Source organism: Plantactinospora sp. WMMC1484 (genome assembly GCF_049315195.1).
In the GTDB taxonomy this organism is placed as follows: Bacteria; Actinomycetota; Actinomycetes; order Mycobacteriales; family Micromonosporaceae; genus Plantactinospora.
On record NZ_CP186055.1, the window covers coordinates 6935969 to 6960793 of the forward strand.

The following is a 24825-nucleotide window of genomic DNA, read 5'->3' on the forward strand; positions in this document are numbered from 1 at the left end:
TCACTGCTCCTGTCCGAAGGCGCGCCGCTGCACCAGCCGGAGGAAGCCCAGCGACAGCAGCAGGGTGACCGCGGCGAACAACACCGAGGTGGCCGCGGCGGCGTACCGGTCGTCGGTGGCGAAGGCGTCGCGGTAGATCTTCATCAGTGGTGTCCAGGTCGACGGGATCGAGTTGGTCATCGGCGCCAGCGTCATCGGCTCACTGAAGACCTGCAACGTGGCGATCATGGTGAAGAGCGTGGTCATCACCAGGGCCGGGACGAGCAGCGGAATCTTGATCCGGAGCGCGACCTGGATCTCGGAGCAGCCGTCGAGCCGGGCCGACTCGTAGAGCTCCGGCGGGATCGCCCGGAGTGCCGTGTAGAGCACGATCATGTTGAAGCCGACCCCGCCCCAGAGCGCGATGTTGACCACCGCGTAGAAGACCACGTCGGTGCCGAGCAGGTCCGGCTCGGGCAGCCCGAGGCGGGCCAGCAGGTCGTTGAGCGGACTTGTCGCCGGCAGGTAGAGGAAACCCCAGAGCAGGCTGGCGATGACCGCCGGGACCGCGTACGGCAGGAAGATCGCGGTGCGGCTGAACCGGGCGAGCTGGGCCCGGGGCCGGTCCAGCAGCAGCGCGAAGAGCAGGGCCAGCCCCAGCATGGTCGGCACCAGCAGGGCACCGTAGCCGAGTACCCGCAGCGTGCCGGACCAGAGTTCCGGGTCGCTGACCGCGTTGCGGTAGTTCTCCAGACCGGCGAAGACCTCGGTCCGGGCGCCCCGACCGAGTCCCAGCCCGGAGATCTGGACCTTGCGCAGGCTCAGGTACGCCGCGTACCCGATCGGCGCGAGGAAGAAGGCGAGAAACAGGATCACCGCCGGGGCGAGGAAGGCGTACGGGGCTCCCGTCCGCCTTCCCCGGCGGCGCACCCCTGCGGTGGCCGTTGGCATGGACTCTCCGTTCGGTCGGCCGGCTCGGTCGCCGGCCGTGGGGTCGGCCGGTCAGGTGCCGGGTCAGCCGGCGATGGTGAAGCCGTTCTTCCGCATGTCGTCGACGGTCGCGGTCTGCATCGCGTCGACCGCCGCGCCGAACGGCGTCTTCTCGGTGATCGCCTTGCCGAACGCGTCCTGGTAGGTCTCGTAGGTGACGTTGACGTTGGGACCCCAGGTGACCCCGGCCGCGGTCTCGGCGATCTGCTTGGCCAGCGGATAGAAGTCGGCCTGGCCGGCGAAGAAGTCCGGCGGTGCGGCCAGCCCCGGGCCGGACTGGGCGTCCCGGGCCGCCGGATAGACCGCGCACTCCCGGACCAGCATGCTGGTCGCGTCCGGATGGGTGTTCAGCCAGGTGGCGAAGCGGACCGCCGCCGTCTTGTGCTTCGAGGCCGCGGTGACCCCGGTCGAGGAGCCGCCCCAGTTGCCCGTCCTGTTCTCCCCGGCGCTCCACTGTGGCAGCGGCGCCATCGCCCACCTGCCCTTGGTGTCGGGCGCGTTGCCGACCAGCACGCCCGGTGCCCAGACGGCGCTCGGCCAGGCCAGCAGGGTCCCGTCGTTGAGCGCCTTGTTCCACTCCGGGGTGTACATCGGGTTGCCGTCGACGACACCCTCGCCGACGAGCCCGCCCCAGTAGTCGGCGACCTTCCTGGTCGCCGCGTCGTTGACGGTGACCCGCCATGACTCGCCGTCGATCCCCCACCAGTTCGCCCCGGCCTGCTGGGCCAGCCCGGCGAACCATCCGGGGTCGTTGGCCGAGAAGGTGGTCAGGAAGTGCTTTGTGCTCCTACCCCGCAGCGTGCGGGCGGTCTGCGCGAACTCCTCCCAGGTCTTCGGCACGGTCAGGCCGAACTGCTGGAAGAGGTCCGTGCGGTAGTAGAGCATCATCGGGGCGGCGTCCTGCGGGACGGCGTACACCGCATCGGTACCGAGCGTCACCTGTCGCCAGGTGCCCTCGGAGAACTTCTCCTGAAGTGGTGTGGCCTGCTCGGCGATGTCGGCCAGCACGTCGTTGCTGACCAGCGTGGGCAGCGCCTGGTATTCGACCTGGGCGAGGTCCGGCGGGTTGCCCGCCTTGGCCGCGGTGAGCAGCTTGGCGACGATGTCGGCGCCGCCGGCCTGCTTGCTCAGCGTCACCTTGGTCTCCGGGTTGTCGGCGTTCCACCGGTCGACCAGCTTCTCCATGTTCGGCGCCCAGGACCAGAAGGTCAGCTCGACCGGGCCGGTCGGCTCCTCCGGGTCGTCGTTCGATGTCGAGGTGCAGGCGGCGACCAGGCTGGCGCCGAGAGCCAACGCCAGGATCTTCGCGCCGAGCGTACGGGTCATCTCAACCTCTCAGTTTTCACGGTGTCATCGGCTGGTGATCGGCCAGAAACAACTGGGAGCGCTCACAGTCTTGGACCCTCGATCGATCATGTCAAGACACGTTTTGGCACTTGTTCACCTCGTAGAATCCGTGTGCAATCATGCGCACTACCTTTGGGAGCGCGCACAGTACGGAGACCCCGCATGAGTCAGACCCCGCAACTGGTGGTAGCCGCAGCGGATGTCGCCGGGCGGGCCGGGCCACTGCCCCGGCTGGCCCGGCTGGCCTACGGCGGCGACTACAACCCCGAGCAGTGGCCGGAACCGGTCTGGGCCGAGGACGTCGAGCTGATGCGCACCGCCGGGGTCAACCTGGTAAGCGTCGGAATCTTCGCCTGGGTCCTGCTCGAACCTGCCGAGGGGCGGTTCGAGTTCGGCTGGCTCGACCGGCTGCTCGACCTGCTGCACGGCGGCGGGATCGCGGTCGACCTGGCCACCCCGACGGCGGTGCCGCCGGCCTGGTTCCGCCGGCGGTTTCCCGAGGCCAGGCTGGTGGACCGGCACGGCGTACCACTGGGCGGCGGGGCGCGGCAGTCGTTCTGTCCCAGCTCACCCGCGTACGCCGAGGCGAGCGCGCGGATCACCGAGCAGCTCGCCCGCCGCTACGCCGACCATCCGGCACTGGTGCTCTGGCACTCGCACAACGAGTACGGCGGCGCCAACGCCCTCTGCTACTGCGCCACCTCGGCCGAGGCGTTCCGGGACTGGCTCCGCGTCCGGTACGGCGACCTCACCGGGCTGAACGCGGCCTGGGGCACCACCTTCTGGGGCCAGCGGTACGGCGACTGGGCCGAGGTCGAGCCACCGGTCGCCGCACCGACCTCGGTCAACCCGACCCAGCAGCTCGACTTCCTGCGCTTCTCCTCCGACGCGCACCTGGCCAACTTCCGCCGCGAGCGGGACATCCTGCACCGGCTCTCCCCCGGCGTCCCCGTCACCACCAACTTCATGATCGCCAACTGCAAGACCATCGACTACTGGCGCTGGGCGGCCGAGGTGGACGTGGTCTCCAACGACCACTACCTGCGCGCCGAGGAGCCGGAGAACCACATCGAGCTGGCGATGTGCGCCGACCTGACCCGGGCGGTGGCCGGTGGCCGGCCGTGGCTGCTGATGGAGCACGCCACCTCGGCGGTGAACTGGCAGCCCCGCAACATCGCCAAGCGCCCCGGCGAACTGCGCCGAAACAGCCTGGCCCACCTGGCCCGGGGCGCCGAGTCGGCGCTCTTCTTCCAGTGGCGGGCGTCCCGGTTCGGCGCCGAGAAGTTCCACAGCGCGATGCTGCCGCACGGCGGCACCGACACCCGGATCTGGCGCGAGGTGGTGGCGCTCGGCGCCGACCTGGCCAGCCTCGAACCGCTGCGCGGCACCCGGGTCGTCGCGGACGTGGCGATGCTCTGGGACTGGGAGTCCTGGTGGGCCGTTGAGCTGGACTGGCGACCCTCGGTCGACCTCGACTACCGGGAACGGGTGGCGGCCTACTACGAGCGGCTCTGGCGGGACCGACTCACGGTGGACTTCGCCCATCCGGAACGGCCGCTCGACGGCTACCGGCTGGTCGTCGTGCCGAGCCTCTACCTGACCACGCCGGCCGCGGCGGAGAACCTGCGCCGGTACGTCGCGGGCGGCGGCACGCTGCTGGTCTCGTACTTCTCCGGGATCGTGGACGCGGACGACGCCGTCCACCCCGGCGGCCACCCCGGCGCGCTGCGCGAGTTGCTCGGGTTGACCGTGGAGGAGTTCCTGCCGCTGCGCACCGGCGAGACGGTCCGGCTGGCACCGGCGACGCCTCCCGGGACGGCCGGCCACGCCGGGGGTCCCGGCGGCGACGACGAGGGCGGGGGCGCGGGAGGGCGCACGGATGGGGGCACGGCTGGCGGCACCCGAGGGGCCGCGCACACCGGGGACGTCTGGGCCGAGATCGTCGTGCCGCACGGCGCCGAGCCGGTGCTGACCTACCAGGACGGTCCGGCCGCTGGTGGACCGGCCGTGACCCGGCACACCCTCGGCGCCGGCCACGCCTGGTATGTCTCCACCCGGCTGACCGCGGCCGGCCTGGCCCCGGTGCTCCGGGCCGCGTACCGGGACGCCGGCCTGGTCCCGCCGGACGGGGTGCCCGACGGTGTCGAGCTGGTCCGCCGGGCCGGCGCCGACGGCACCCGATTCCTGGTCGCCATCAACCACACCGACCGGGACGTGGACCTGCCGGCGACCGGCACCGACCTGCTCGACGGAACCTTCCACCCGGGCACCTGCCCGCTCCCCGCCGGCACCGTCCGCACCCTCCGCACCTGAGGTGCAAGGAAGGGCCCCCGCTTATCGTTTTCTGTTGTAGCGGGGGCCCTTCCTAACGCCTCGGGCGCAGCAACGACCCTTGACATCCATCGGCAGTGATGGTTCTGTGAGCGCTCCCAATCCATGTCCTCGACGAGAGGGTCGGGGCTGGCGGCGGCACGGCATTCGATCGAGGAGGAACGTCGAGCGATGCGGACCAGAAAGACCACGATCGTGGCTCTGGCGCTGGCAGCTGCCGTGGTCGTACCGGATCTCGGTCGACCCGCACTGGCCGGACCCCCAGCCGGCGGCACACCGGCAGTGCTCAACCCCGGCTTCGAGACCACCGCCCCCGACGGGTCACCGGCCGGATGGTCGGTACGCGGCCAGCGCTCCGCCAGTTACGTCGAACCCGGCGGCCGCACCGGCGCGAACCGGCTCACCCACCGGGCGGACCGGCCCTACCGGGTGGAGACCTACCAGCGGCTCACCGGGCTGCGCCGGGGTGACCACACCCTCCGCGTCTCGGTACGCGCCAGCGGTGGCCAACGCGACGCGTACGTATCGCTCACCGGCTGCGGTGGGCGGAGCCAGCGGGTCGACCTGCCCCGCACCGGCGAGCAGTGGTGGGTGGAGGTGAGCGTCACCGCCCGGGTCAGCACCGGCCGGTGCACCGTCACTCTTGCCTCCGCGGGCGACGCCGGGCAGTGGGCGCACTTCGACGACCTGACCCTCTCCCCGGCCACCCGGCCGGCCGGCGCCCCGGCGCTGCGGATCGCCGGCGCCGACGTCTCGCACCTGACCAAGAACGAGCACCACGGCGCGGTCTACCGCGACCGGGTCGGCCCGCCCCGGGACGCGCTGCGGATCCTCCGGCACAACGGCGTCAACTATGCCCGGATGAAGGTCTGGGTGGATCCGGCGGACGGGTTCAGCGACAAGGCGGACGTCCTGGCCAAGGCGCGCCGGGCGAAGGCCCTCGGCATGGGCCTGCTGATCGACTTCCACTACTCGGACACCTGGGCCGACCCGGGCAAGCAGTTCAAGCCCGCCGCCTGGGCCGACCTGCCCTTCGCGCAGCTCCGGCAGGCGGTCTACGACCACACCCACGACGTGGTGGCGAGCCTGCGTCGGCAGGGCACCCCGGCCGACATGGTGCAGGTCGGCAACGAGATCAACGGCGGGCTGCTCTGGCCGGACGGGCGCTGGGACAACTGGGACGGTCTGGCGGCGCTGCTCACCGCCGCGAGCACCGCGGTCACCGACGCCTCACCGCACAGCAGGGTCGCGCTGCACCTGGCCGAGGGCGGCGACAACGGCGGGCACCGCTGGTGGTTCGACAACGCGGTCAGCCGGGGGGTGCCGTTCGACCTCATCGCCGTCTCGCACTACACCTACTGGCACGGGCCGCTCGGCGCGCTCCAGGCGAACCTGCTCGACCTCACCGCCCGGTACGGCAGGCCGGTGATGGTGGTGGAGACCGGCTATGGCTTCACGCTCGCCGAGAACGACCACGAGGCCAACATCTTCAACGCCTCCCTGCAGCAGGCCGGGGGCTATCCGGCGACGCCGCAGGGTCAGGCGGAGGCGATCCGCGACATGGTCACCACAGTCGCCGCCGTGCCAGGCGCGCTCGGGGTCTTCTACTGGGAGCCGACCTGGACCGCCGTCGACGGCGCCGGTTGGGATCCGGCCGACCCGACCTCCGGCGACGGCTGGGAGAACCAGGCGCTCTTCGACTACTCCGGCCGGGCCCTGCCCGGTCTGCGGGTGCTCGGCGGCGCCGCCACCTGAGGTGTGTGCTCGGCGGCGCCGCCACCTGAGGTGTGCTCGGCGGCGCCGCCCCACCACGCCGGCTCTCCCGAACGCGCGCGCCTGAACGCGCGCCCGAAACCCACGACCTCTGACGGCCGACCATCCGGCGGCTCCCCCGGGAAGGGCCCGGGCGGGGCCGCCGTCGGCGTTCGCCGGACAGATCCCCTAAGATAGACAATCACAAATTTTCCCTGTTACAGGCTCTTAACGGCAACCGGGCATAGATATCGATATCCTTCGATGTAACCTGGTGGTTGGCGTCCGTTAACCCACCGGCCATCGGATCATATCCAGGAGGACAGGATCCATGCCCCAACTCGCCCTCTTTGCGACCGACATCGTCGCAGTGACCCTGCTCGTGTTCGGGCTCTACTTCCCGCGCCACCGGCGTCGAGACCTCGTCGCCGCGTACCTCGGTGTCAACATCGGGGTGATGGCGGTGGCGAGTTCGCTCGGCACCAGCAACGCCGGCACCGGCCTGGGTCTCGGACTGGCGCTCTTCGGAGTGCTCTCCATCATCCGGCTCCGCTCCACCGAGCTCGACCAACACGAGGTGGCGTACTACTTCTCCGCGCTGGCCCTCGGCATCCTCTCCGCGCTCGGCGGCGGCCCGGCCTGGCACGTACCGACCATGATGGCCCTGATCCTCCTGGTGATGTTCGTCGGCGACCACCCCCGGATGTTCCGCAACTACCGGCGGCAGAGCATGTTCCTCGACTCGGCCTTCACCGACCAGGTCGCCCTGATCGCCTACCTCGAACAGATGCTGGGCGCCCGGGTGCACTCCGCCAGCGTTCAGCGACTCGACCTGGTCAACGACACCACCCTGGTCGACGTCCGCTACTCGCACCCGCCCGTGCAGCGGGCGGTCCGGAACGTCGCGGTCGCCTCCGGCGGGGTGGCCCGATGACCGCCGCCCCCGTCGGCTGCGCCCTCGCCGGGCACCTCGCGCCGATCGGGCTGGACGAGCTGACCGAGCGCGCCGCGCTGCAGACCCGGGTGGACCGCAAGTACGTGCTGCCGGTGAGCGAGGCACACGCCGTCATCGGCCAGGTCGGCCCGGACACCCTGGCCCTGGAGATCGAGGGCCGCCGCTCCTTCAGCTACCGCTCGGTCTACTTCGACACCCCGGAGCTGACCAGCTATCTGCTCAGCGCCCAGCGCCGGCGACGCCGGTTCAAGGTGCGCACCCGGACCTATCTCGACTCCGCCGAATGCTGGCTGGAGGTGAAGACCCGGGGTCCCCGGGGCAACACCGTGAAGGACCGGCTCCCGTACCCGTCGGATCACGAAACCACCCTCTCCCCCGGACGCCGGTTCGTCGAGGACGTGCTCGCCCGGGAGTCGATCGAGGTGGGTGACCGGGCCTTCGCACCGGTCCTCGTCACCCGCTACCGGCGTAGCACCCTCTTTCTCGCCGCGACGGTGAGCCGGGTCACCATCGACACCGAGTTGACCTGGGAGGGTGCCGGCGAACCGCTCCAGCTCCCGGATCTCGCGGTGATCGAGACCAAGACCGGCTCGACCGCGTCCTGCGTGGACCGCCTGCTCTGGGCGCGGGGCCACCGGCCGACCCGGATCTCCAAGTACGCGACCGGGATGGCCGCGCTCCGGCCCGACCTCCCGTGTACGCCGTGGCGCCGCACCCTGCGCCGGCATTTCCACCCCACCGGGGTCATCGACGACCACCGGTCGGCTCTCTGCACCGACGCGCCCGGGTTCAGCCCGGTGGCGAGCGCCATCCACCCACCGCACATCCCCGGAACGGAGTAAAAGGTGCGTAAAATCAGTTACTACGTGGTCGGCCTCCTGGTCGCCGCGGCCCTGGGGCCTGCCGCAGGGCCCGGACCGGACCGGGCCGATGCCGCCGGCCGCACGGCGGCGGAGCCCGACCGGCCGGTCGCGGCCGAGGTCGGGGCCGCCGCGGACCCGACCGGCGACATCACCTTCTCCGTGCCGAGCGGCACCTTCCAGAACGAGGTCTCGGTCTCGCTGGGCAGCACGGTGAGCGGGGCCCAGGTCCGGTACACCACCGACGGCCAGCCGCCCGGTCCGGCCTCGCCGGTCTACTCCGGAACCCCGCTGCGGTTCACCCGCACCACCCAGCTCCGGGCGCAGGCCTACGTCAGCGGCACCGCGACCGGTGCGCCCGGCACCGCCATGTACGTGGCCCGCGCCGTCACCACCAACCACGACCTGCCGGTACTGCTGCTCGACGCGTACGGGCAGGGCGCCCCGGGGCGTGAGTACATCGACGCCGCCGTGATGGAGTTCCGGCCGACCAACGGTTCGACCTCGCTCTCCGCCTCGCCGAGTCTGGTCAGCCGAGGCGCCTTCCACCTGCGCGGCAACTCCAGCGCGATGTTCCCGAAGACGCCGTACCGGCTGGAGCTGCGGGACAACACCGACGACGACACCGACCTGCCGCTGCTGGGCATGCCGGCCGACTCCGACTGGGTGCTGCGCGGGCCGTACACCGACAAGGCGCTGATCCGCGACGCCTTCGTGCACGGCCTCGGCCAGGACATGGGCCTGTACGCCCCGCGCTACGCCTTTGCCGAGGTGTACGTGAACACCGACGCCCAACCGGTGGCCGCGAACGACTACCTCGGGGTGTACCTGATCGTCGAGACGATCAAGAACTCGAAGAACCGGCTCGACCTGAAGCAGCTCGACGAGGAGGACGTCACGCTGCCCAAGCTGACCGGCGGCTACATCTTCAAGTTCGAGTGGATGGCGGCTGAGGAGCCGACCCTGCCCTGCCAGGGCGCCGACGCCACCTGCTGGCACTACCTGGAGGTGGTCGACCCGGATCCGCTGCAACCGGCGCAGCGGGACTGGCTCCGGCAACACCTCCAGCAGTTCCACGACGTGCTCCGCAGTCCGAATTTCGCCGACCCGGCGACCGGCTATCCCTCCTTCGTCGACGTCAACTCCTGGGTGGACATGCTCATCGTCAACGAGCTGACCCGGGGCATGGACGCATACCTGCGCAGCGCCTACTTCTACAAGGACCGGGACAGCAAGATCGTCGCCGGTCCGCTCTGGGACTTCGACCTCACCTTCGGGGTGGGTGGCTTCTTCCAGAACGACCAGATCGCCGGCTGGCAGCACCAGCAGACCCGGACCCCGAGTGCGAACGACTGGTTCCAGCGGCTGCTCCAGGATCCGGCGTTCGTCAACCGGGTCAGGGCGCGCTGGCAGGAACTGCGCCGGGGCGTGCTCTCCAACGCCCAGCTCCAGTCCCGGATCGACCGGCTGACCGCACCGCTGACCGCCGCCGCGCAGCGCAACTTCCAACGCTGGCCAAACCTCAGCACCCGGATGCTCGGCCCGTTCATCACGCCGACCTCGCCGACCTGGCAGGGACAGGTGCAGTTCATGCGGGACTGGATGTTCCAGCGGGCGGCCTGGCTGGAGACCACCGGCGGCTGGGGATCCGGCGGCCCGACCACCCCGCCGACCACGCCGCCGGTGACCGGTCCGCCGACCCCGCCGGCCACGACTCCGCCCGCCTCGGGCCGCACCTGTACGGCGGCGTACACGGTCGTCAGCCAGTGGACCGGCGGCTTCCAGGCCAACGTACGGGTCACCGCCGGTTCCTCCGCGATCAGCGGCTGGCGGGTCAACTGGACGTTCGGCAACGGCCAGACGGTCAGCCAGTCCTGGGAGGCGACCGTCACCAGTAGCGGCTCGGCGGTGACCGCGACGAACGTGTCGCACAACGGGGCGCTCAGCGCCGGAGCCAGCACCAACTTCGGGTTCCTCGGCACCTGGAACGGCACCAACAGCCCGCCGACACCCACCTGTACGGCATCCTGACCGCAACCCTGACCTGCGCTGCCGGCGCCGCCCGTTCCCGGGGCGGCGCCGGCAGTGTGTGGTGAGAGTCACGTCCAGCTCGGACGGGGAATCGACGCCGGAGGCGATGGCGTTGTCGTCGATAGTTTTCCGATATATCGTTGAGCTATCAGCGACAGTCCAGAGGAGGCTCAGATGGGTTTTCACCGACGCTTCTACGCGATGCAGGAGGCCCGGATGCGCGGCTTCGGCTTTCCGCCGGGCGGCCCCGGTCACGGACACGGCCGGGGTGGTGGCCGGGGCCGCGGTGGCCGGGGACGCCGGCCCAACGTCCGCGCCGCCGTGCTCGCCCTGCTGACCGAGCGGCCGATGCACGGCTACGAGATGATCCAGGAGCTGGACTCGCGCACCGGTGGTGCCTGGCGGCCGAGCCCCGGGTCCATCTATCCGACCCTGCAACTCCTGGAGGACGAGGGCCTGATCGCCGGCAGCACCGAGTCGGGTGGCGGCCGGCGGCGCTTCGCACTCACCGAAGCCGGCCAGACCGAGGCGACCCAGGCGGCGACGCAGCCGCCGTGGGCCGAGTTCGCCGAGGACACCATCAACAGCTGGCACGACATCCGGGAGGCCGGGTTCCAGGCGATGAACGCGCTGCGCCAGGTGATGATGACCGGCACCGACGACCAGCGCGAGCGGGCCGCCCAGGTGCTCGACGAGACCCGGCGCAAGCTCTACGCCATCCTCGCCGAGTCGGAGTAGCCCGGTGCACCGGCCGGCTCGGCCCTTGCTACGGCAGTTCGGGCTCGGCCCTTGCTACGGCAGTTCGGACGGGCGGTGGCTGGTCGTCCCCTCGGAGGTGTGCACCAGCACTGTCAGCCGGTCGACCTCGCCGCCCTCGGGCCCCGGCCACCAGGCCGCCCACCAGCCGCCCTTCACGCTGGCGTGGAAGACCCGGCCACCGTCGAGACGCAGCTCCACCCCGGTGACTCCCGGGCCGGCGAGGCCGACCATGTTCGACCAGATGTCGTCGCCGTTCCCGGTGGAACTCATCGTCTCCAGGTTGACCGTGCCGGCGGGCGGAGGCGGCAGGGGGCGACTGTCGGCCAGCCCCATCGAGGCAAGCTGGTCCTTGCCCACGCTCATGCACTCGACGATGTTGCCGCTGCTCTTGCGCATGATGAGCAGCGTCGCGTCCCCGCGCTGCTCGGCGAGAAGCACGTCCGACGGACGGACCGTCGAGGAGTTTCCCCCGACGCCGTTGCCGGCGCACGCACGGGCCTGCGGGAGTACCTGCTCGCCGGTGCGTGGACTGGGTGCGGCCGTCCAGCCCGCGACCGCCCGGTCGGCCGCACCAGGCAGCAGCGCGGGCACCACCGCCGCCGCGACGACGCCCGCCGCGACCGTGGCCGCACCCACCGCCAGCCAGCGCCCCACCGGCCGGTGGGCGGACCCGCCGCTGACCTCGCCGGCCATCACCCGCTCGACGAACGCCTGCGAGCGCGCCCACTCCAGCTCGGTCGGCACCCGCTCCCGCGCCGGGTCAAGGACAGCCAGTTGCTCCAAGTCCTTCACGCTTGCGTCCATGACTGCTGCTCCTTGAGAGATCGGGGGCGGACAGACGAGCGGGTGGCGGGTTCCGCCGGTTCCAGGGCGGTCCGCAGGCGTTGCCGCGCCCGGCCGAGTCGCATCGCGAAGGTCGACCTCCGGCAGCCGAGCACGGTGGCCGCCTGCTCGGCGGTCAGACCGTCGAACGCGACCAACGCGAGAACCTCACGGTCCGCCGTGCTCAGGGCGGCCCAGGCGCGCTCCAGGTCGATCCGTACCGCCGTACCCGTGGAGTCGTCGGAAAGCTCGCGCGCCTCCGACGACCTCAGCCGGACGTCCAACGCCCGGCGCCGCAACCAGCCGCGGGCCTGATTGGTCATGGTCCTGCGGGCCACCGCGAAGAGCCACGGCCGGGTGTCGTCCGGCAGCTCGTCAAAGCGCCGCCAGGCTGTCAGGAAAACCGTCGACACGATGTCCTCGGCCTCACCTGGCGGCACCCTCCGCTCGACGAAGCGCAGCAGGTCGGCGTACGTCTCGAGGTGCAGGGCCCGAAAACGCTCCTCCCGGGCGCCGGGGCAGGCTCCGCTCATCTGTTATTTCCTTCGTCGTCCATACCCCCCACCTGTCCGGCTCGGCGGTCGCTGTCACACGCCGATCGCCGGTTTTCTCAGGTGTTCAGGACGACCCGGCCCCTGGCCGAGCTCTGCTCGGTCAGTGCACCGTGACGGTGGGCTTGACGACGAGGTCGCGCAGCTCCTCGGGGAGCTCGGCGCCCATCTCGTCGGCGAGCCGGACGGCCTCCTCGATCAGGGTCTCCACGATCTGGCCCTCCGGGACCGTCTTGATCACCTGGCCCTTGACGAAGATCTGGCCCTTGCCGTTGCCGGAGGCCACCCCGAGGTCGGCCTCCCGGGCCTCGCCGGGCCCGTTGACCACGCAGCCCATCACGGCGACCCGCAGCGGCACCGGCAACCCCTCCAGGCCGGCGGTGACCTCCTCGGCCAGCTTGTAGACGTCGACCTGGGCGCGGCCGCAGGAGGGGCAGGAGACGATCTCCAGGCCACGCTCGCGCAGCCCCAGGGACTCCAGGATCGCGGCGCCGACCTTGATCTCCTCGACCGGCGGTGCGGAGAGCGAGACCCGGATGGTGTCGCCGATCCCCTCGGCGAGCAACGCGCCGAAGGCCACCGCCGACTTGACGGTGCCCTGGAACGCCGGGCCCGCCTCGGTCACCCCGAGGTGCAGCGGATAGTCACACTGCTCCGCGAGCTGCCGGTACGCCCGGATCATCACCACCGGGTCGTTGTGCTTGACCGAGATCTTGATGTCGCGGAAGCCGTGCTCCTCGAAGAGTGAGCACTCCCAGAGCGCCGACTCGACCATCGCCTCCGCCGTGGCCCTGCCATGCTTGGCCAGCAGCCGCTTGTCCAGCGACCCGGCGTTGACCCCGATCCGGATCGGCACCCCGGCCGCCGAGGCCGCCGCCGCGATCTCCCTGACCTTGTCGTCGAACTGCCGGATGTTCCCCGGGTTGACCCGGACGGCGGCGCAGCCGGCGTCGATCGCCGCGAAGACGTACTTCGGCTGGAAGTGGATGTCGGCGATCACCGGGATCTGCGACTTCTTCGCGATCGCCGGCAGCGCCTCCACGTCGTCCTGGGACGGCACCGCGACCCGGACGATCTGACAGCCGGCGGCGGTCAGCTCGGCGATCTGCTGGAGCGTCGAGTTGACGTCGGCGGTCAGCGTGGTGGTCATCGACTGCACCGAGACCGGCGCGCCGCCCCCGACCAGCACCGAACCGACCTTGATCTGGCGACTGGCCCGGCGGGCGGCCAGCGGTGGCGGTGGCACGGCGGGCATGCCGAGGCTGACGGCGGTCACTCTGTCCTCACCTCTGGATCAGGGTTATCGGGTTGACCACGTCGGCGGTGATGGTGAGCAGCGTGAACGCGCCGCCGATCAGGATCAAAGCGTACGTTACGGGCATCAGCTTGAAGTAGTCGACCCGCCCGGGATCCGGCCTGCCCAGTCGGGCGAAGAGCCAGGAGCGGACCCGTTCGAACCAGGCGATGGCGATGTGCCCGCCGTCGAGTGGCAGCAGCGGAAGCAGGTTGAAGACGCCGATGAAGAAGTTGAGCGAGATGAAGAGCAGCACGAAGACCTCCCACAGGCCGTGCTGCACCGCCTCACCGCCGAGCCGGCTCGCCCCGACCACGCTTATCGGGGTGTCGACGTCGCGCTCCGCCCCGGTGATCGCCTCCCAGAGGGCCGGGATCTTCTGCGGCAGGCGCTGGAGCGCGTGCGCGGTGTTGACCGCCATGGTGCCGGTGAAGTCGGCGGTGGCACCGAAGGCGGAGAGCGGGCTGTAGGTGATGGTCGGCGGGGTGCCGAGCCCGACGCCGAGCGCCGACACCGGACCGACCGGGCCGTCCACCTGGTCCTGCGGCGGCCGCTGCACCTCGGCCAGGTCGACCCGGACGGTGTGGGTGGCGCCGTCGCGCAGGTAGCTGACCTCCGCCGGCCCCGGCTCGGTCGCCCGGATCGCGTCCAGCATCTCGCCCCAGTTGCCGATCTGGCGGGTGCCGATCGCCGTGATCACGTCACCGTCGCGGAGACCGGCCTCGGCCGCCGGACTCGTTAGGTCGCCGGGCTCGCAGACCCGGGCCACATTCTCCTGGACCACGCAGGGCGCCAGCTCGATCCGCGCCGGCTCGTTGCGGATCTCCGCGGTGCTGCTCGGGTAGTCGGGGTTGGGCAGCCCCATGAAGATCGCCGCGAACCAGAGGGTGACGACGGCGAGCGCGAAGTGCGCCGCCGAGCCGGCGGCCATCACGGCGGTCCGTTTCCAGAGCGGATAGCGCCACATCGCCCGGGGCTCGTCCGCCGGGTCGACGTCGTCGTCCTGTGGGGTCATCCCGACGATCTTGCAGAAGCCGCCGAGCGGGATCGCCTTGAGTCCGTACTCGGTCTCGCCGCGCCGGAACGACCAGATCGTGGGGCCGAAACCGACGAAGTAGCGGGTGACCTTCATCCCGAACCGCTTGGCCACGAGCATGTGCCCGGCCTCGTGCAGGCTCACCGAGATGAGGATTCCCAGGGCGAACGCCACCACCCCGAGTAGATACAGCATCAGGCTCCTTCTGCCGCTTTCGCGATGATCTCCTGGGCCCGCGCCCGCGCCCAGGACTCGGCGGCGAGCACCTCCTCGACGGTACCCGGTTCGGCGAACTCCGGAGTGGCCTCCAGCACCCGCTCCACCACCTCGACGATGCCGAGGAACGGCAGCCGGCCGGCCAGGAACGCCGCCACGCACTCCTCGTTTGCCGCGTTGTAGACCGCCGGCCGGCACCGCCCGGCCGCACCGGCCTGCTTGGCCAGGCGTACGGCCGGAAACGCCGCCTCGTCCAGCGGGGTGAACTGCCAGGTGTGCGCGGCGGTCCAGTCCACCGCCCCGGCCGCGCCGGGGACCCGGTCCGGCCAGCCGAGGGCGAGCGCGATCGGCAGCCGCATGTCGGGCGGGCTCGCCTGGGCCAGCGTCGAGCCGTCGACGAACTCGACCATCGAGTGGATCACCGACTGCGGGTGGACCATCACCTCGATGTCGTCGTACGCCACGTCGAAGAGTTCGTGCGTCTCGATCACTTCCAGCGCCTTGTTCACCAGGGTGGCGCAGTTGATCGTGACCACCGGCCCCATGTTCCAGGTGGGATGGGCGAGCGCCTGCTCGGGCGTCACCCCGGTCAGTTCCTCCCGGCGCCGCCCCCGGAACGGGCCGCCGCTGGCGGTGAGGATCAGCCGACGCACCTCGGCACGGCCGCCGCCGCGCAGGCACTGGGCCAGCGCCGAGTGCTCCGAGTCGACCGGCACGATCTGGTCCGGTCGCTGGAGGGCGGCCCGGACCACCGGGCCGCCGGCCACCAGCGACTCCTTGTTGGCCAGCGCCAGAGTACGACCGGCGCCCAGCGCCGCCAGGGTCGGCACCAGCCCTCGCGAGCCGACGATGCCGTTGAGCACGATGTCGCAGGGCCACTCCGCGAGTTCGGCCATGGCGGAGGGGCCCGCGACAATCTTCGGGATCCGGAAGCCGCCGGCCGGATAGCCCTGCCGGGCCGCCTCGGCGTAGAAGGCGAGTTGCAGGTCCTGCGCGGCGGAGGCCCTGGCGACCCCGACCGCCTCGACACCGAGTTCGAGCGCCTGGGCGGCGAGTTGGGTCACGTTTCCGCCGCCCGCGCCGAGTGCGACCACCCGGAACCGCCCCGGGTTGCGCCGGACTATGTCGATCGCCTGGGTGCCGATCGAGCCGGTGGAGCCGAGCAGCACGATCTCGCGGGGAGAACTCACCCCGCCATTGTTGCCGACCCGGCCCGGCGGGCTACGGCCGGACCAACCGGAAGGTCTCCAGTTCCTCGCCGCCGTACCAGTCGGTGCACCGGCCGATCGGGGTCATGCCGAGCCGCCGGGCGACCGACATCCCGGATCGAACCAGCGGTTTCCTCCGTACCGGGCCCGGCCGGCGCCGTCCCGGGCCCGGTACGAGAGGCAGCGCTGTCCCGGGCCCGGTGTGGGGAAGCCCGCCGGGGGTCAGCGCCGGAACGGTCCGGTCACCTCGTAGGTGATGCCGCCACTGCCGGTCGAGTTGCCGGAGGTTCCACGCTGGGAGGAGAAGTAGAGGCGGGAGCCGTCCGGGGAGAAGGCCGGTCCGGTGATCTCAGAGGAGGACTGGCCGTTGATCCGCAGGAACGGCGCGACCACGCCCTGCGGTGTGATGATGTTGATCTCCATGTTTCCGCCGTCCTCGGCGACGAAGAGGTCGCCGGAGGACGCCCCGGTGATGTTGTCGACCCCGGTCAGCGTGGCGGTGCCGGCGGGCACCAGGGAGTCGTCGTACGCCAGGTCGATGCGCTGGTTCACCGCGTCGTACGCCCACACCCGGTTGTCGCCCTTGGTGGTGAAGTAGCAGACCCCGTTGTCGTACCAGCAGCCCTCGCCGCCGTCGAAGTGCTTCGCCGCGCTGACCTGCCAGCGGGTGAAGATCGGGAAGCCGTCCCGGTCGGGGATGTCCCGCCAGGTCACCGGCCCGCTGGTCTGGTCGGCCGGCGCGCAGAGCACCTGCACCTTCCCGGTCCGCAGGTCACCCCAGGTGTCCGGGATGAACCGGTAGAAGCAGCCGTCCTCCTCGTCCTCGGTGAGGTAGACGACCCGGCGGTCCGGGTCGCAGGCCGCCGCCTCGTGGGTGAACCGGCCCATCCGGGTCCGCTCCTCGCCGGAGCGGCTCCCGTCCGGCCAGGTCTCGAAGACCCGGCCGAGCGGCACCTCCTCGCAGGAGAGCCAGGTGCCCCACGGCGTCGCACCGCCGGCGCAGTTGACGTTGGTGCCGGAGAGGATCCGGTACGCCGAGGCGATCGAGCCGTCGGCGTTGAACCGCACCGCCGAGGCGCCGCCGACGAGCGGGATCTCCGAGTTCGACACGTAGATCCAGCCCGAACCCGCGGCGAAGCACGCCCCGCCGTCGGGTGCGAAGTGCCAGGTGTAGGAGGTGCCGGCCACCCTGCTGCCGGAGCGGGCGATCACCCGGCTGCTGAACCGGGCCGGGAGTTGGATGCCGTTCCCGTCGGCGGCCAGCAGCTCGCCGTAGGGACTGGGACCGGGCTGGGCGACCGCGCCGAAGGCCTGCTGCCACAGCGCGCCGGAGAAGGCAGCGGTGCCGGCGCCGACGACAGCGGCGCGAAGGACGGTACGACGTTCCACGAGAACCTCCACAAAGGTCGATGCCTGGTGGAAGGTACGTCGCACGGGGCATCGACCACTCCCGTCTCCCCGTGAACAGGCGATGCACATCCGGCATGATCGTCGTGACCACCGCCCGCGAAGCGGAGGTGCTCCCGGATCGGCTCAGGCGTGCCGGATCGGCTCAGGCGTGCCGGATCGCTCAGGGCACGCCCGCCCCGGCCGGGCTGCTCGCGGCCCCCGCGTCGCCGCCCCCGGCGTCCGCTGCCGACTCGCGGATGCCGTACCGACGGTAGACCCGGGCCAGCGGGCCCGGCGCCCACCAGTTCCAGCGCCCGAGCAGCCGCATCGTGGCCGGCACGAGCAGCGCCCGCACCAGGGTGGCGTCGACCACGATCGCCACGATCATCCCGACGCCGATCAGCTTGACGAAGACCACGCCACCGGTGGCGAACCCGGCGACCACGACGATCAGCAGCAGCGCGGCGGCGGTGATGATCCGGCCGGTGTGTTGCAGCCCGGCGGCGACCGAGGCGGTGTTGTCGCCGGTGGCGTCCCACTCCTCGCGGACCCGGGAGAGCAGGAAGACCTCGTAGTCGGTGGCGAGGCCGAAGAGCACCGCCAGCATCAGGATCGGATTGCTCGGCTCGATGAAACCGGTCGGGGTGAAGTCGAGCCAGTCGGCGAGATGCCCGTCCTGGAAGATCCAGACCACCACGCCGAACGACGCACCGATCGAGACGAGGTTCATCACCACCGCCTTGATCGGCAACAGCACCGAGCCGAAGGCGAGGAAGAGCAGCACCAGCGTTGCCGAGGCCATGATCAGGGCCATCAACGGCAGCCGCGAGGTGAGGCTCTCCAGCAGGTCGACGTCGAAGGCTGGCCGCCCGCCCACCAGCACCTCGGCCCCGGGCGGTGCGGGGAGGTCCCGGGCGTGCCGCACCACCTCCGCCGCCACCGGGCCGGTCGGCTCGCCCGGATAGGTGACCGAGAGCAGCGTGGCGTCGCCGCGGTTCGCCGCCACCTGCACGCCGGTGACCCCGGAGATCCGGGTCAGTTCGTCGGCGAAGCGCTGCGCCTCCGCCATCGGGGCGCCGGTGACCAGCACCTGGACCGGCCCGACGCTTCCGCCGGGGAAGTCCGATGCGATCCGCTCGGCGACGATCCGGGGCACCGCGTCGGCCGGCAGTACCCGCTCGTCGAAGCCGCCGGCCTCCATCCGGAAGGAGGGGGCGGCGAGGACCGCGAGCACCGCGAGCACCCCCAGCAGGTAGAGCACGGGCCGGCGCATGACGCTGCGGGCCAACCGCGCCCAGGCACCCGGGCCGGCGAGGCCCGCCCCACCGGCCTCCGGCACCGCAGCGGCAGCACCGGGAGCGCCGCCTGCGGTCACCGCGCCGGCGTCCGCCGCCCGGGAGCGGATTGCCCGGGAGCGGATTGCCCGGGAGCGGATTGCCCGGGGGCGCCAGGGCAGGCGTACGGCGAGCGCGTTGATGCGTGGTCCGAGCACCGCGAGCAGGGCCGGAAGTACGCTCAGCGCGGCGACCATGGCGACCAGGACGGCGGCGATCCCGCCCAGCCCCATCGAGCGCAGGAACGCCTGCGGGAAGATCAGCAGGCTGGCCAGCGCGGTCGCGATGGTGAGCCCGGAGACCATCACCGTGCGGCCGGCGGTGCTCATCGTGCGCCGGATCGCCTCGGTGCTCGGATGGCCGGCGGCGAGTTCCTCGCGGAACCGGCTGACGATGAAGAGCGAGTAGTCGACGGCCATGCCGAGGCCGATCAGCGTGATGATGTTGATGGCGAAGACGGAGACGTCGGTGACCGTGGCGAGCAGCCGGACCGCGACAAAGGCACCGAGGATGGCCAGCCCGCCGACGAGCAGCGGCGTCGCGGCGGCGACCAGCCCCCGGAAGATCAGCAGAAGCAGCACGAGCAGGACCGGCAGGGAGAGCGTCTCGGCCCGGGTGATGTCCTCGGTGGTCTGTTCGTTCGCCTCGGCGAGGAAGGCCACCGTGCCGCCGACGTCGGTGCTCACCCCGGCGGCGTCCAGCGCCGGCCGGAGGTGCCGGTACACCTCGGCCTGCTCGTCCGGGTCGGTCGCCCGGAACTGCACCGCCGCGTAGCTGGCGTGCCGGTCGGCCGAGACCAGGGCCGGCGCCCCGGTCTCGTAGAAGCTGGTCACACTGGCGACGTCGGGATGCCGGCGGAGCCGGTCCAGGGTGGCGACGACCGGGTCGCGGAAGACCGGTTGGTCGACCGTTGCGGTGTCGCTGGAGTAGAGGACGAGCAGGTCTGCGCCCTGGTTGCCGAGTTCGGCGGTGATCCGCCGGTCGGTGCGGACCGACTCGCTGGCAGGATCCTCGAAGCCGCCGCCGGTCAGCGAGCCGAACACCCCGACCCCCCAGGTCGCGCCGACGGCGACCAGCACCAGGCCGGCGGCGAGCACCACCCAGCGGAGCCGGACCACCACGCTCCCCCACCACGCGAACATCGCCTGCTCTCCCGTCAGCCGTTAAGGTCGTATCCGTAACAAGGCTTAAAATGAGTGAACGTCGTTTACTATTACAACGGCGTTCACTCCGGTCAAGGGGGTTCGCGATGACGGTACCGACCCGCCGGGAGCGCCTGCGTACCGCCGCCCTGACCGAGATCAAGAACGCGGCACGGCGGTTGTTGGTGACCGGTGGCCCACAGGCCGTCTCGTTGCGCGCCATCGCCCGGGACATGGGCATGACCGCTCCCGCCATCTACCGGTACTTCCCCAGCCTGGAAGCCCTGATCCTCGACCTGGCCGGCGATCTGCTGAACGAACTCTGCGGCGTGCTGAAGGAGGCCCGCGACGGGGCCGGTGCCGCACCGGCCGACCAGATCGTCGCCGCGTCCCGCGCCTTCCGGCGCTGGGCCGTCGGGCACCCGGTCGAGTTCGACCTGGTCTTCGGCACCCTGGTCCCCGGCGTCAACGCGTTTCCGGAATGCGCCCGGGACGACGATCCGGGCGCCCGGCTCGGGCACGTCTTCCTCGCCCCCCTGGTCGAGCTCTGGCGGCGGGCGCCGTTTCCGGTGCCGTTGGCCGGACAGGTCGACGCCCGACTGGCCGACGCCCTGGCCCCGGTGCGGGAGAGACATCCCGAGGTACCGGTCGAGGTGGCCTGCCTGATGCTCTCCGGCTGGACCATGCTTTACGGGCTGGTCGCCATGGAGGTGCACGCCCAGCTCCGGTGGGCGGTCACCGACCCGGAGGCGCTCTTCGAGGCGGAGCTGGCGACCTTCCTGCACCAGTTCCTGGCGCCGGCCGGCGCCGGCCAACCACGCACAGCGGCCGGCCGGCGCCACTAGGCTTGCCGAGCATGACCGCCGAGCTGCCCTCCCGTGCCGACGTCGTGATCGTCGGCGCCGGCCACAACGGACTGGTGTCCGCGATCCTGCTGGCCCGCGCCGGCCTCGACGTCGTGGTGCTGGAGGCCGCCGACACGCTCGGCGGGGCGGCCCGCACCGAGAACCCGTTTCCGAAGGTGCCCGCGCTGCGCCACTCCACCGGCTCGTACCTGCTCGGCCTGATGCCGCCGGAACTGATCCGGCTGCTCGGCGTCGAGCTGCCGGTGCTGCGCCGGGACCCGCACTACTTCCTGCCCACCCCGGGCGGGCCCGGCTCGCCGTACCTGCTCTTCGGGGCCGACCGGGAGGCGACCCGGCAGCAGATGGAACGCTTCTTCACCCGCGCCGACGTGGCGGCCGACGACGCCATGCAGGCCGAACTCGCCGCGCTCCGCGACGACCTCGCGCCGGCCTGGCTGGCCGAGCCGCTGCCGGTGCCGGAGACCGCCGACCGCTACATCCGGCCCGCGCTGCGCCAGGTCTTCGTCGACCTGGTACGCGGCTCGGTCGCCGACTACCTGGCCAGGTTCGACTTCCGCTCCGAGCTGCTCGTCTCGATGTACGCGGTCACCGACGGCCTCTCCGGGCTGAACGCCGGACCGGACGACCCGGGCACCGGGCACAACTTCCTGGCCCACAACATGTGTCGGCTCCCCGGTGCCGGCGGCACCTGGATGATCGTGGCCGGCGGAATGGGCACGGTCAGCCGGACCTTCGCCGACGCGGCCCGCTCCGCCGGCGCACGGATCCTCACCGGTACGCCCGTCGCCGCGATCACCCTGGACGGTGGCGCCGCCACTGGCGTCGTACTCGACGACGGGCGCAGCGTCGCCGCCGAGGTGGTGCTCGGCGCCGGTGACCCGTACCGGCTGATGGAGCTGGTGCCCGACGGCGCCCTGCCGGCCGCCCTCACCGAGCGGATGGCGGCGGTCCGGCGCACCGGCACCACCCTCAAGGTCAACCTGGCCCTCGCCGGCCTGCCGGAATTCTCCTGCCTGCCCGAGGGGGCACCGAGCCCGTTCGGCGCCACCATCCACCTGCTGCCCGGCTCCGGGGCGCTGCTGCCGGGCGCTGCCGGCGGGTCGCCGATGGCCGAGCTGCGCGACATGTGGGCGGACGTCCAGGCCGGCAGGTTGCCCGACGAGCCGACGATCGAGTGGTACCTGCACACCACCGTCGACCCGTCGCTGCGGGACGCGGCCGGGCACCACTCCTCGGCGCTCTTCGTCCAGTCCGTCCCGTACGCTCCGGCCGACTCGAGCTGGGACGACCTGCTCCCCGGATACGTACGGCGGCTGCTCGCCATCTGCGACCGGTACGCCCCGGGCACGAGCGACCTGGTCGCGGATGCGGTGCCGCTGACCCCGCCCGGCATCGAGTCGCACTTCGGGATCACCGGCGGCCACATCCACCACGTCGACAACACCGTCTCGTTCACCGACCGCATGCCGTACGCCACCGGCGTCGACGGCCTCTACGCGGGCGGTGCCGGCTGTCACCCCGCCGGCAGTGTCATCGGCGCCGCCGGACACAACGCGGCCCGCCGCATCCTGACCGACCTCGGCCGCGTCATCTGATAGCAGGGGCCCCCGCTTATCGCATTCTGGTGCAGAAGGGCCCCCGCCCAACACCTCCGGCCGGCTCAACCGGCCGGCTCAGCCAGCCGGCTCGGATTCGACGCTCGTGGAGGCGGGTGCGGTGGCGGTATCGGGGGCGGCCTCGTCGAGGCGGTGCGCGCGGATCGAGTGGCCGACGCTGGTCAGGCAGCGGCCGCTGGCCAGGTCGAAGCGCCAGCCGTGCAGCTGGCAGGTGAGCTGGCCGTCCTCGACGATGCCGAACCGGGTCAGGTCCGCCTTCAGGTGCGGGCAGCGCCGCTGGACCACCCAGTCGCCGAGGGTGACGTCCTCGGCGTCGGTGGCCCGCTCGTGCTCGTCGTACCAGCCCTCGGCGTACTGGAGACGCTCCTCGGAGAGGCACTTGAAGAAGGCGTAGACGAACTCGTTGTACTGGCCGATCCGGGCCGCGGAGAACCGGCAGGAGAGGAAGAGCGAGTTGACCCAGTCCACCTCTTCGATGTGCAGCAGGTGCTCGACCAGCGCCCGCTCGGTACGGAACCGGTAGCGGACCTTCTCGTCCGCGTACGGCCGGACCTGCTTGCCCGGGAAGTCCACCAGGACGGATTCGACCGACTCGCCGTCGTAACCGACCAGGTCGAACCGGACCGGCCCACCCACACCCTTGGCGAGGTAGATCGACTCGTCCAGCAGGGGCTCGATCCGGCGCTTCATCTCGGCCAGTACGTCGATCTCCGGGTGTCGCCAGGAGGCCTTCGCCGCCTCGATCACCGGCCGGGACCGCTCCTGGTACTCCCGCAGGTGTTCCTCCTTGCGCGCGAAGAACTCCCGCACGTCCGGCACCGGATGGCTGGTGTGCAGACTGTCCGGGCCGATCTCGGAGACGCTGCCGGGCAGCAGGATCACGCCGTTGTCGTAGCCGAGCCCGGCGTAGTGGTCGAGGAAGACCTGCTGGTCGGGGAAGATGTTCCCCTCGTCGCCGTGGATGTCGTTGAACTGCCAGAGCTCGTCGTCGAGGAAGCACGGCGGGCCGGCGATCGGGAAGACCCAGGACGCCTTGAGGTCGTCGATGTACCGGATCGTCCGGTCCATCTGCCGGTCCCGCTTCTGCTTGCCGAACGCGGTCTTGGCGGAGGTGGGCAGCTCGTAGACCATCGGGTACCAGATCGCGCCGGAGAACTGCAGCATGTGCGCGTGCACGTGCCCCAGCTCCGCGAAGACGCCCAGGTCGGTCGGGCGGGCGTCGTTCTGGTTCAGCAGCCGCACGCCGTCGTACTCCACCCAGAGCGAGGAGTCGCCGATCGGCCCGTCGGTGGGGCTGGTCAGTGCCTGGATCATCACCCGCAGGCCGCCGTCGAGCTCGACGACCTCGTTGCTCTTCGTCTTCAGGAAGCTGGCGAAGCCGAGCTCCCGCAGCTCGTCCTCGAGCTCGGAGGTGGGGTACTCCGGCAGCAGGACGGTCGCCTTCTTGGAGACGAAGCGCTTGAGGTGCGCCGCGTCGAAGTGGTCCCGGTGCAGGTGGGAGACGTAGAGGTAGTCGACGTCGCCGAGGGTCTCCCAGTCGAGCTGGGAATTGTCCGGGAAAGGAAACCACGAGGCGAAATAGGCCGGGTTGACCCATGGGTCGCAGAGGATGCTGCCCGCACCGGTGTCGATCCGCATGCTCGCGTGTCCCGTACCGGTCAGTCGCACCGCACACTCCCCCTAGACCTAGGCATTTCTCGTCGCGCGCCGAAGGCGATCACAGGCGTACGCCCCAAACGCTACCGGAGGCCGCAGGCCGGCCGACCCGCGACGCCGGGTTGCACGCCCCGATCACGGCACCGGGAAGTCCGGCCCGTGCGCCGGTGGTCGGATGGCGCATGCCAGACTTACCAGCATCCGATCGTGAGGAAGGACCGGAAAGTGGCTGGAAGCGAGCCGGTGACGTCACCAGACCAACGCAAGCCGGGCAACCGCAGGGCAGGCCGGATCGGTGCGATCCTCTCCGCAGCGGCGCTGGTGCTGATGATGTTCAACAACAACGAGGTCAGCGGCACCGCGAAGCTCTGGCTCGGTTCGATCGCCGCGTTCCTGGTGCTCGCCGTCGTCGGAGACACGATCCTGCGCCGCAACGGTCTGCGGTCCTGAGCCGCCACGACAGCGCCGCGCGCTTCTGAACTCGGCGACAGCTGAGCCGCCTCCGGGTCACGGACAGGCCCTCGCCCGGCCCCCGGACCCAAGGAGGCTCCCGCGTGGTGGCCGGCGCCGATCAGCGCCGGCCGCACGTTCTCCAGAGCCGCCGCGCCGCCGAGGATCCATCACCCTCACCGGCAACCGCCAACGCCTCCCCCGGACGGGGCGCAGGTTGACGGCAGTCTCGCCGCGGGCC

19 protein-coding genes are annotated in these 24825 nt (G+C 71.3%); 9 read left to right on the top strand and 10 right to left on the bottom strand.

The window, feature by feature from the left end:
* Complete coding sequence (locus ACN28C_RS29805; RefSeq protein ID WP_422770818.1) at nucleotides 1–930, bottom strand: carbohydrate ABC transporter permease; 930 nt, start codon at nucleotides 928–930, stop codon at nucleotides 1–3.
* A gap of 63 nt (nucleotides 931–993) precedes the next feature.
* A complete protein-coding gene (locus ACN28C_RS29810) occupies nucleotides 994–2295 on the bottom strand; it encodes an ABC transporter substrate-binding protein (RefSeq protein WP_422770819.1) in 1302 nt (433 codons plus the stop codon).
* Between the two features lie 183 nt (nucleotides 2296–2478).
* On the opposite strand from ACN28C_RS29810, the gene ACN28C_RS29815 reads away from it, so the two are divergent.
* The 6 genes from ACN28C_RS29815 (at nucleotide 2479) to ACN28C_RS29840 (ending at nucleotide 10983) form a co-directional block, all read left to right on the top strand.
* Entirely contained in the window at nucleotides 2479–4629 is a 2151-nt protein-coding gene (locus tag ACN28C_RS29815; protein ID WP_422770820.1) for a beta-galactosidase, read from the top strand.
* Nucleotides 4630–4818: 189 nt separating this feature from the next.
* Nucleotides 4819–6402, top strand: a complete 1584-nt coding sequence (locus ACN28C_RS29820; RefSeq protein WP_422770821.1) for a glycoside hydrolase family 53 protein — start codon at nucleotides 4819–4821, stop codon at nucleotides 6400–6402.
* A gap of 328 nt (nucleotides 6403–6730) precedes the next feature.
* Nucleotides 6731–7333 (top strand): DUF4956 domain-containing protein, encoded by a 603-nt coding sequence (locus tag ACN28C_RS29825; protein WP_422770822.1) that lies wholly within the window; start codon nucleotides 6731–6733, stop codon nucleotides 7331–7333.
* Nucleotides 7330–8196 carry a polyphosphate polymerase domain-containing protein gene (locus ACN28C_RS29830; protein WP_422770823.1) on the top strand — a complete coding sequence of 289 codons (867 nt, stop codon included), beginning with the start codon at nucleotides 7330–7332 and terminating at the stop codon, nucleotides 8194–8196. The genes ACN28C_RS29825 and ACN28C_RS29830 overlap by 4 nt, the downstream gene beginning before the upstream one ends.
* 3 nt (nucleotides 8197–8199) lie before the next feature.
* Entirely contained in the window at nucleotides 8200–10245 is a 2046-nt protein-coding gene (locus ACN28C_RS29835) for a CotH kinase family protein (RefSeq protein ID WP_422770824.1), read from the top strand.
* A 174-nt stretch (nucleotides 10246–10419) separates the two neighbouring features.
* Entirely contained in the window at nucleotides 10420–10983 is a 564-nt protein-coding gene (locus ACN28C_RS29840; protein WP_422770825.1) for a PadR family transcriptional regulator, read from the top strand.
* 54 nt (nucleotides 10984–11037) lie between these two features.
* On the opposite strand, the gene ACN28C_RS29845 is transcribed toward ACN28C_RS29840, so the two are convergent.
* From ACN28C_RS29845 to ACN28C_RS29875, 7 genes are all read right to left on the bottom strand, one after another.
* Nucleotides 11038–11808, bottom strand: coding sequence for a hypothetical protein (locus tag ACN28C_RS29845; protein ID WP_422770826.1), 771 nt, complete (start codon nucleotides 11806–11808; stop codon nucleotides 11038–11040).
* Nucleotides 11793–12359 (bottom strand): RNA polymerase sigma factor, encoded by a 567-nt coding sequence (locus tag ACN28C_RS29850; RefSeq protein WP_422770827.1) that lies wholly within the window; start codon nucleotides 12357–12359, stop codon nucleotides 11793–11795. The genes ACN28C_RS29845 and ACN28C_RS29850 overlap by 16 nt, the downstream gene beginning before the upstream one ends.
* Before the next feature lie 121 nt (nucleotides 12360–12480).
* Nucleotides 12481–13653: a flavodoxin-dependent (E)-4-hydroxy-3-methylbut-2-enyl-diphosphate synthase gene (gene ispG / locus ACN28C_RS29855; protein WP_422770828.1), complete on the bottom strand. Its 1173-nt coding sequence runs from the start codon at nucleotides 13651–13653 to the stop codon at nucleotides 12481–12483.
* A 7-nt stretch (nucleotides 13654–13660) separates the two neighbouring features.
* Nucleotides 13661–14902 carry a M50 family metallopeptidase gene (locus ACN28C_RS29860; RefSeq protein WP_422770829.1) on the bottom strand — a complete coding sequence of 414 codons (1242 nt, stop codon included), beginning with the start codon at nucleotides 14900–14902 and terminating at the stop codon, nucleotides 13661–13663.
* Nucleotides 14902–16113, bottom strand: coding sequence for a 1-deoxy-D-xylulose-5-phosphate reductoisomerase (gene dxr / locus ACN28C_RS29865; RefSeq protein ID WP_422770830.1), 1212 nt, complete (start codon nucleotides 16111–16113; stop codon nucleotides 14902–14904). The genes ACN28C_RS29860 and dxr overlap by 1 nt, the downstream gene beginning before the upstream one ends.
* Nucleotides 16114–16353: 240 nt before the next feature.
* Nucleotides 16354–17520, bottom strand: a complete 1167-nt coding sequence (locus tag ACN28C_RS29870) for an alkaline phosphatase PhoX (RefSeq protein WP_422770831.1) — start codon at nucleotides 17518–17520, stop codon at nucleotides 16354–16356.
* Between the two features lie 181 nt (nucleotides 17521–17701).
* Nucleotides 17702–19996 (bottom strand): MMPL family transporter, encoded by a 2295-nt coding sequence (locus ACN28C_RS29875; RefSeq protein WP_422770832.1) that lies wholly within the window; start codon nucleotides 19994–19996, stop codon nucleotides 17702–17704.
* A gap of 107 nt (nucleotides 19997–20103) precedes the next feature.
* Between ACN28C_RS29875 and ACN28C_RS29880 the strand changes: the two genes are divergently transcribed.
* On the top strand, nucleotides 20104–20841 hold the full coding sequence (locus ACN28C_RS29880; RefSeq protein ID WP_422770833.1) for a TetR/AcrR family transcriptional regulator: 738 nt from the start codon (nucleotides 20104–20106) through the stop codon (nucleotides 20839–20841).
* A gap of 11 nt (nucleotides 20842–20852) precedes the next feature.
* Nucleotides 20853–22457 carry a phytoene desaturase family protein gene (locus tag ACN28C_RS29885; RefSeq protein ID WP_422770834.1) on the top strand — a complete coding sequence of 535 codons (1605 nt, stop codon included), beginning with the start codon at nucleotides 20853–20855 and terminating at the stop codon, nucleotides 22455–22457.
* 78 nt (nucleotides 22458–22535) lie between these two features.
* On the opposite strand, the gene ACN28C_RS29890 is transcribed toward ACN28C_RS29885, so the two are convergent.
* Nucleotides 22536–24146, bottom strand: a complete 1611-nt coding sequence (locus ACN28C_RS29890) for a Rieske 2Fe-2S domain-containing protein (protein WP_422770835.1) — start codon at nucleotides 24144–24146, stop codon at nucleotides 22536–22538.
* Between the two features lie 231 nt (nucleotides 24147–24377).
* On the opposite strand from ACN28C_RS29890, the gene ACN28C_RS29895 reads away from it, so the two are divergent.
* Entirely contained in the window at nucleotides 24378–24584 is a 207-nt protein-coding gene (locus tag ACN28C_RS29895; RefSeq protein WP_422770836.1) for a hypothetical protein, read from the top strand.
* The last annotated feature ends 241 nt before the right edge of the window (nucleotides 24585–24825 follow it).

Coding starts and splice junctions, on each gene's coding strand:
- ACN28C_RS29845 (WP_422770826.1), bottom strand. CDS start 11,808: ATGGACGCAAGCGTGAAGGACTTGGAGCAACTGGCTGTCCTTGACCCG.
- ACN28C_RS29860 (WP_422770829.1), bottom strand. CDS start 14,902: ATGCTGTATCTACTCGGGGTGGTGGCGTTCGCCCTGGGAATCCTCATC.
- ACN28C_RS29880 (WP_422770833.1), top strand. CDS start 20,104: ATGACGGTACCGACCCGCCGGGAGCGCCTGCGTACCGCCGCCCTGACC.
- ACN28C_RS29805 (WP_422770818.1), bottom strand. CDS start 930: ATGCCAACGGCCACCGCAGGGGTGCGCCGCCGGGGAAGGCGGACGGGA.
- ACN28C_RS29850 (WP_422770827.1), bottom strand. CDS start 12,359: ATGAGCGGAGCCTGCCCCGGCGCCCGGGAGGAGCGTTTTCGGGCCCTG.
- ACN28C_RS29820 (WP_422770821.1), top strand. CDS start 4,819: ATGCGGACCAGAAAGACCACGATCGTGGCTCTGGCGCTGGCAGCTGCC.
- ACN28C_RS29885 (WP_422770834.1), top strand. CDS start 20,853: ATGACCGCCGAGCTGCCCTCCCGTGCCGACGTCGTGATCGTCGGCGCC.
- ACN28C_RS29830 (WP_422770823.1), top strand. CDS start 7,330: ATGACCGCCGCCCCCGTCGGCTGCGCCCTCGCCGGGCACCTCGCGCCG.
- ACN28C_RS29825 (WP_422770822.1), top strand. CDS start 6,731: ATGCCCCAACTCGCCCTCTTTGCGACCGACATCGTCGCAGTGACCCTG.
- ACN28C_RS29840 (WP_422770825.1), top strand. CDS start 10,420: ATGGGTTTTCACCGACGCTTCTACGCGATGCAGGAGGCCCGGATGCGC.
- ACN28C_RS29810 (WP_422770819.1), bottom strand. CDS start 2,295: ATGACCCGTACGCTCGGCGCGAAGATCCTGGCGTTGGCTCTCGGCGCC.
- ACN28C_RS29875 (WP_422770832.1), bottom strand. CDS start 19,996: ATGTTCGCGTGGTGGGGGAGCGTGGTGGTCCGGCTCCGCTGGGTGGTG.
- ACN28C_RS29815 (WP_422770820.1), top strand. CDS start 2,479: ATGAGTCAGACCCCGCAACTGGTGGTAGCCGCAGCGGATGTCGCCGGG.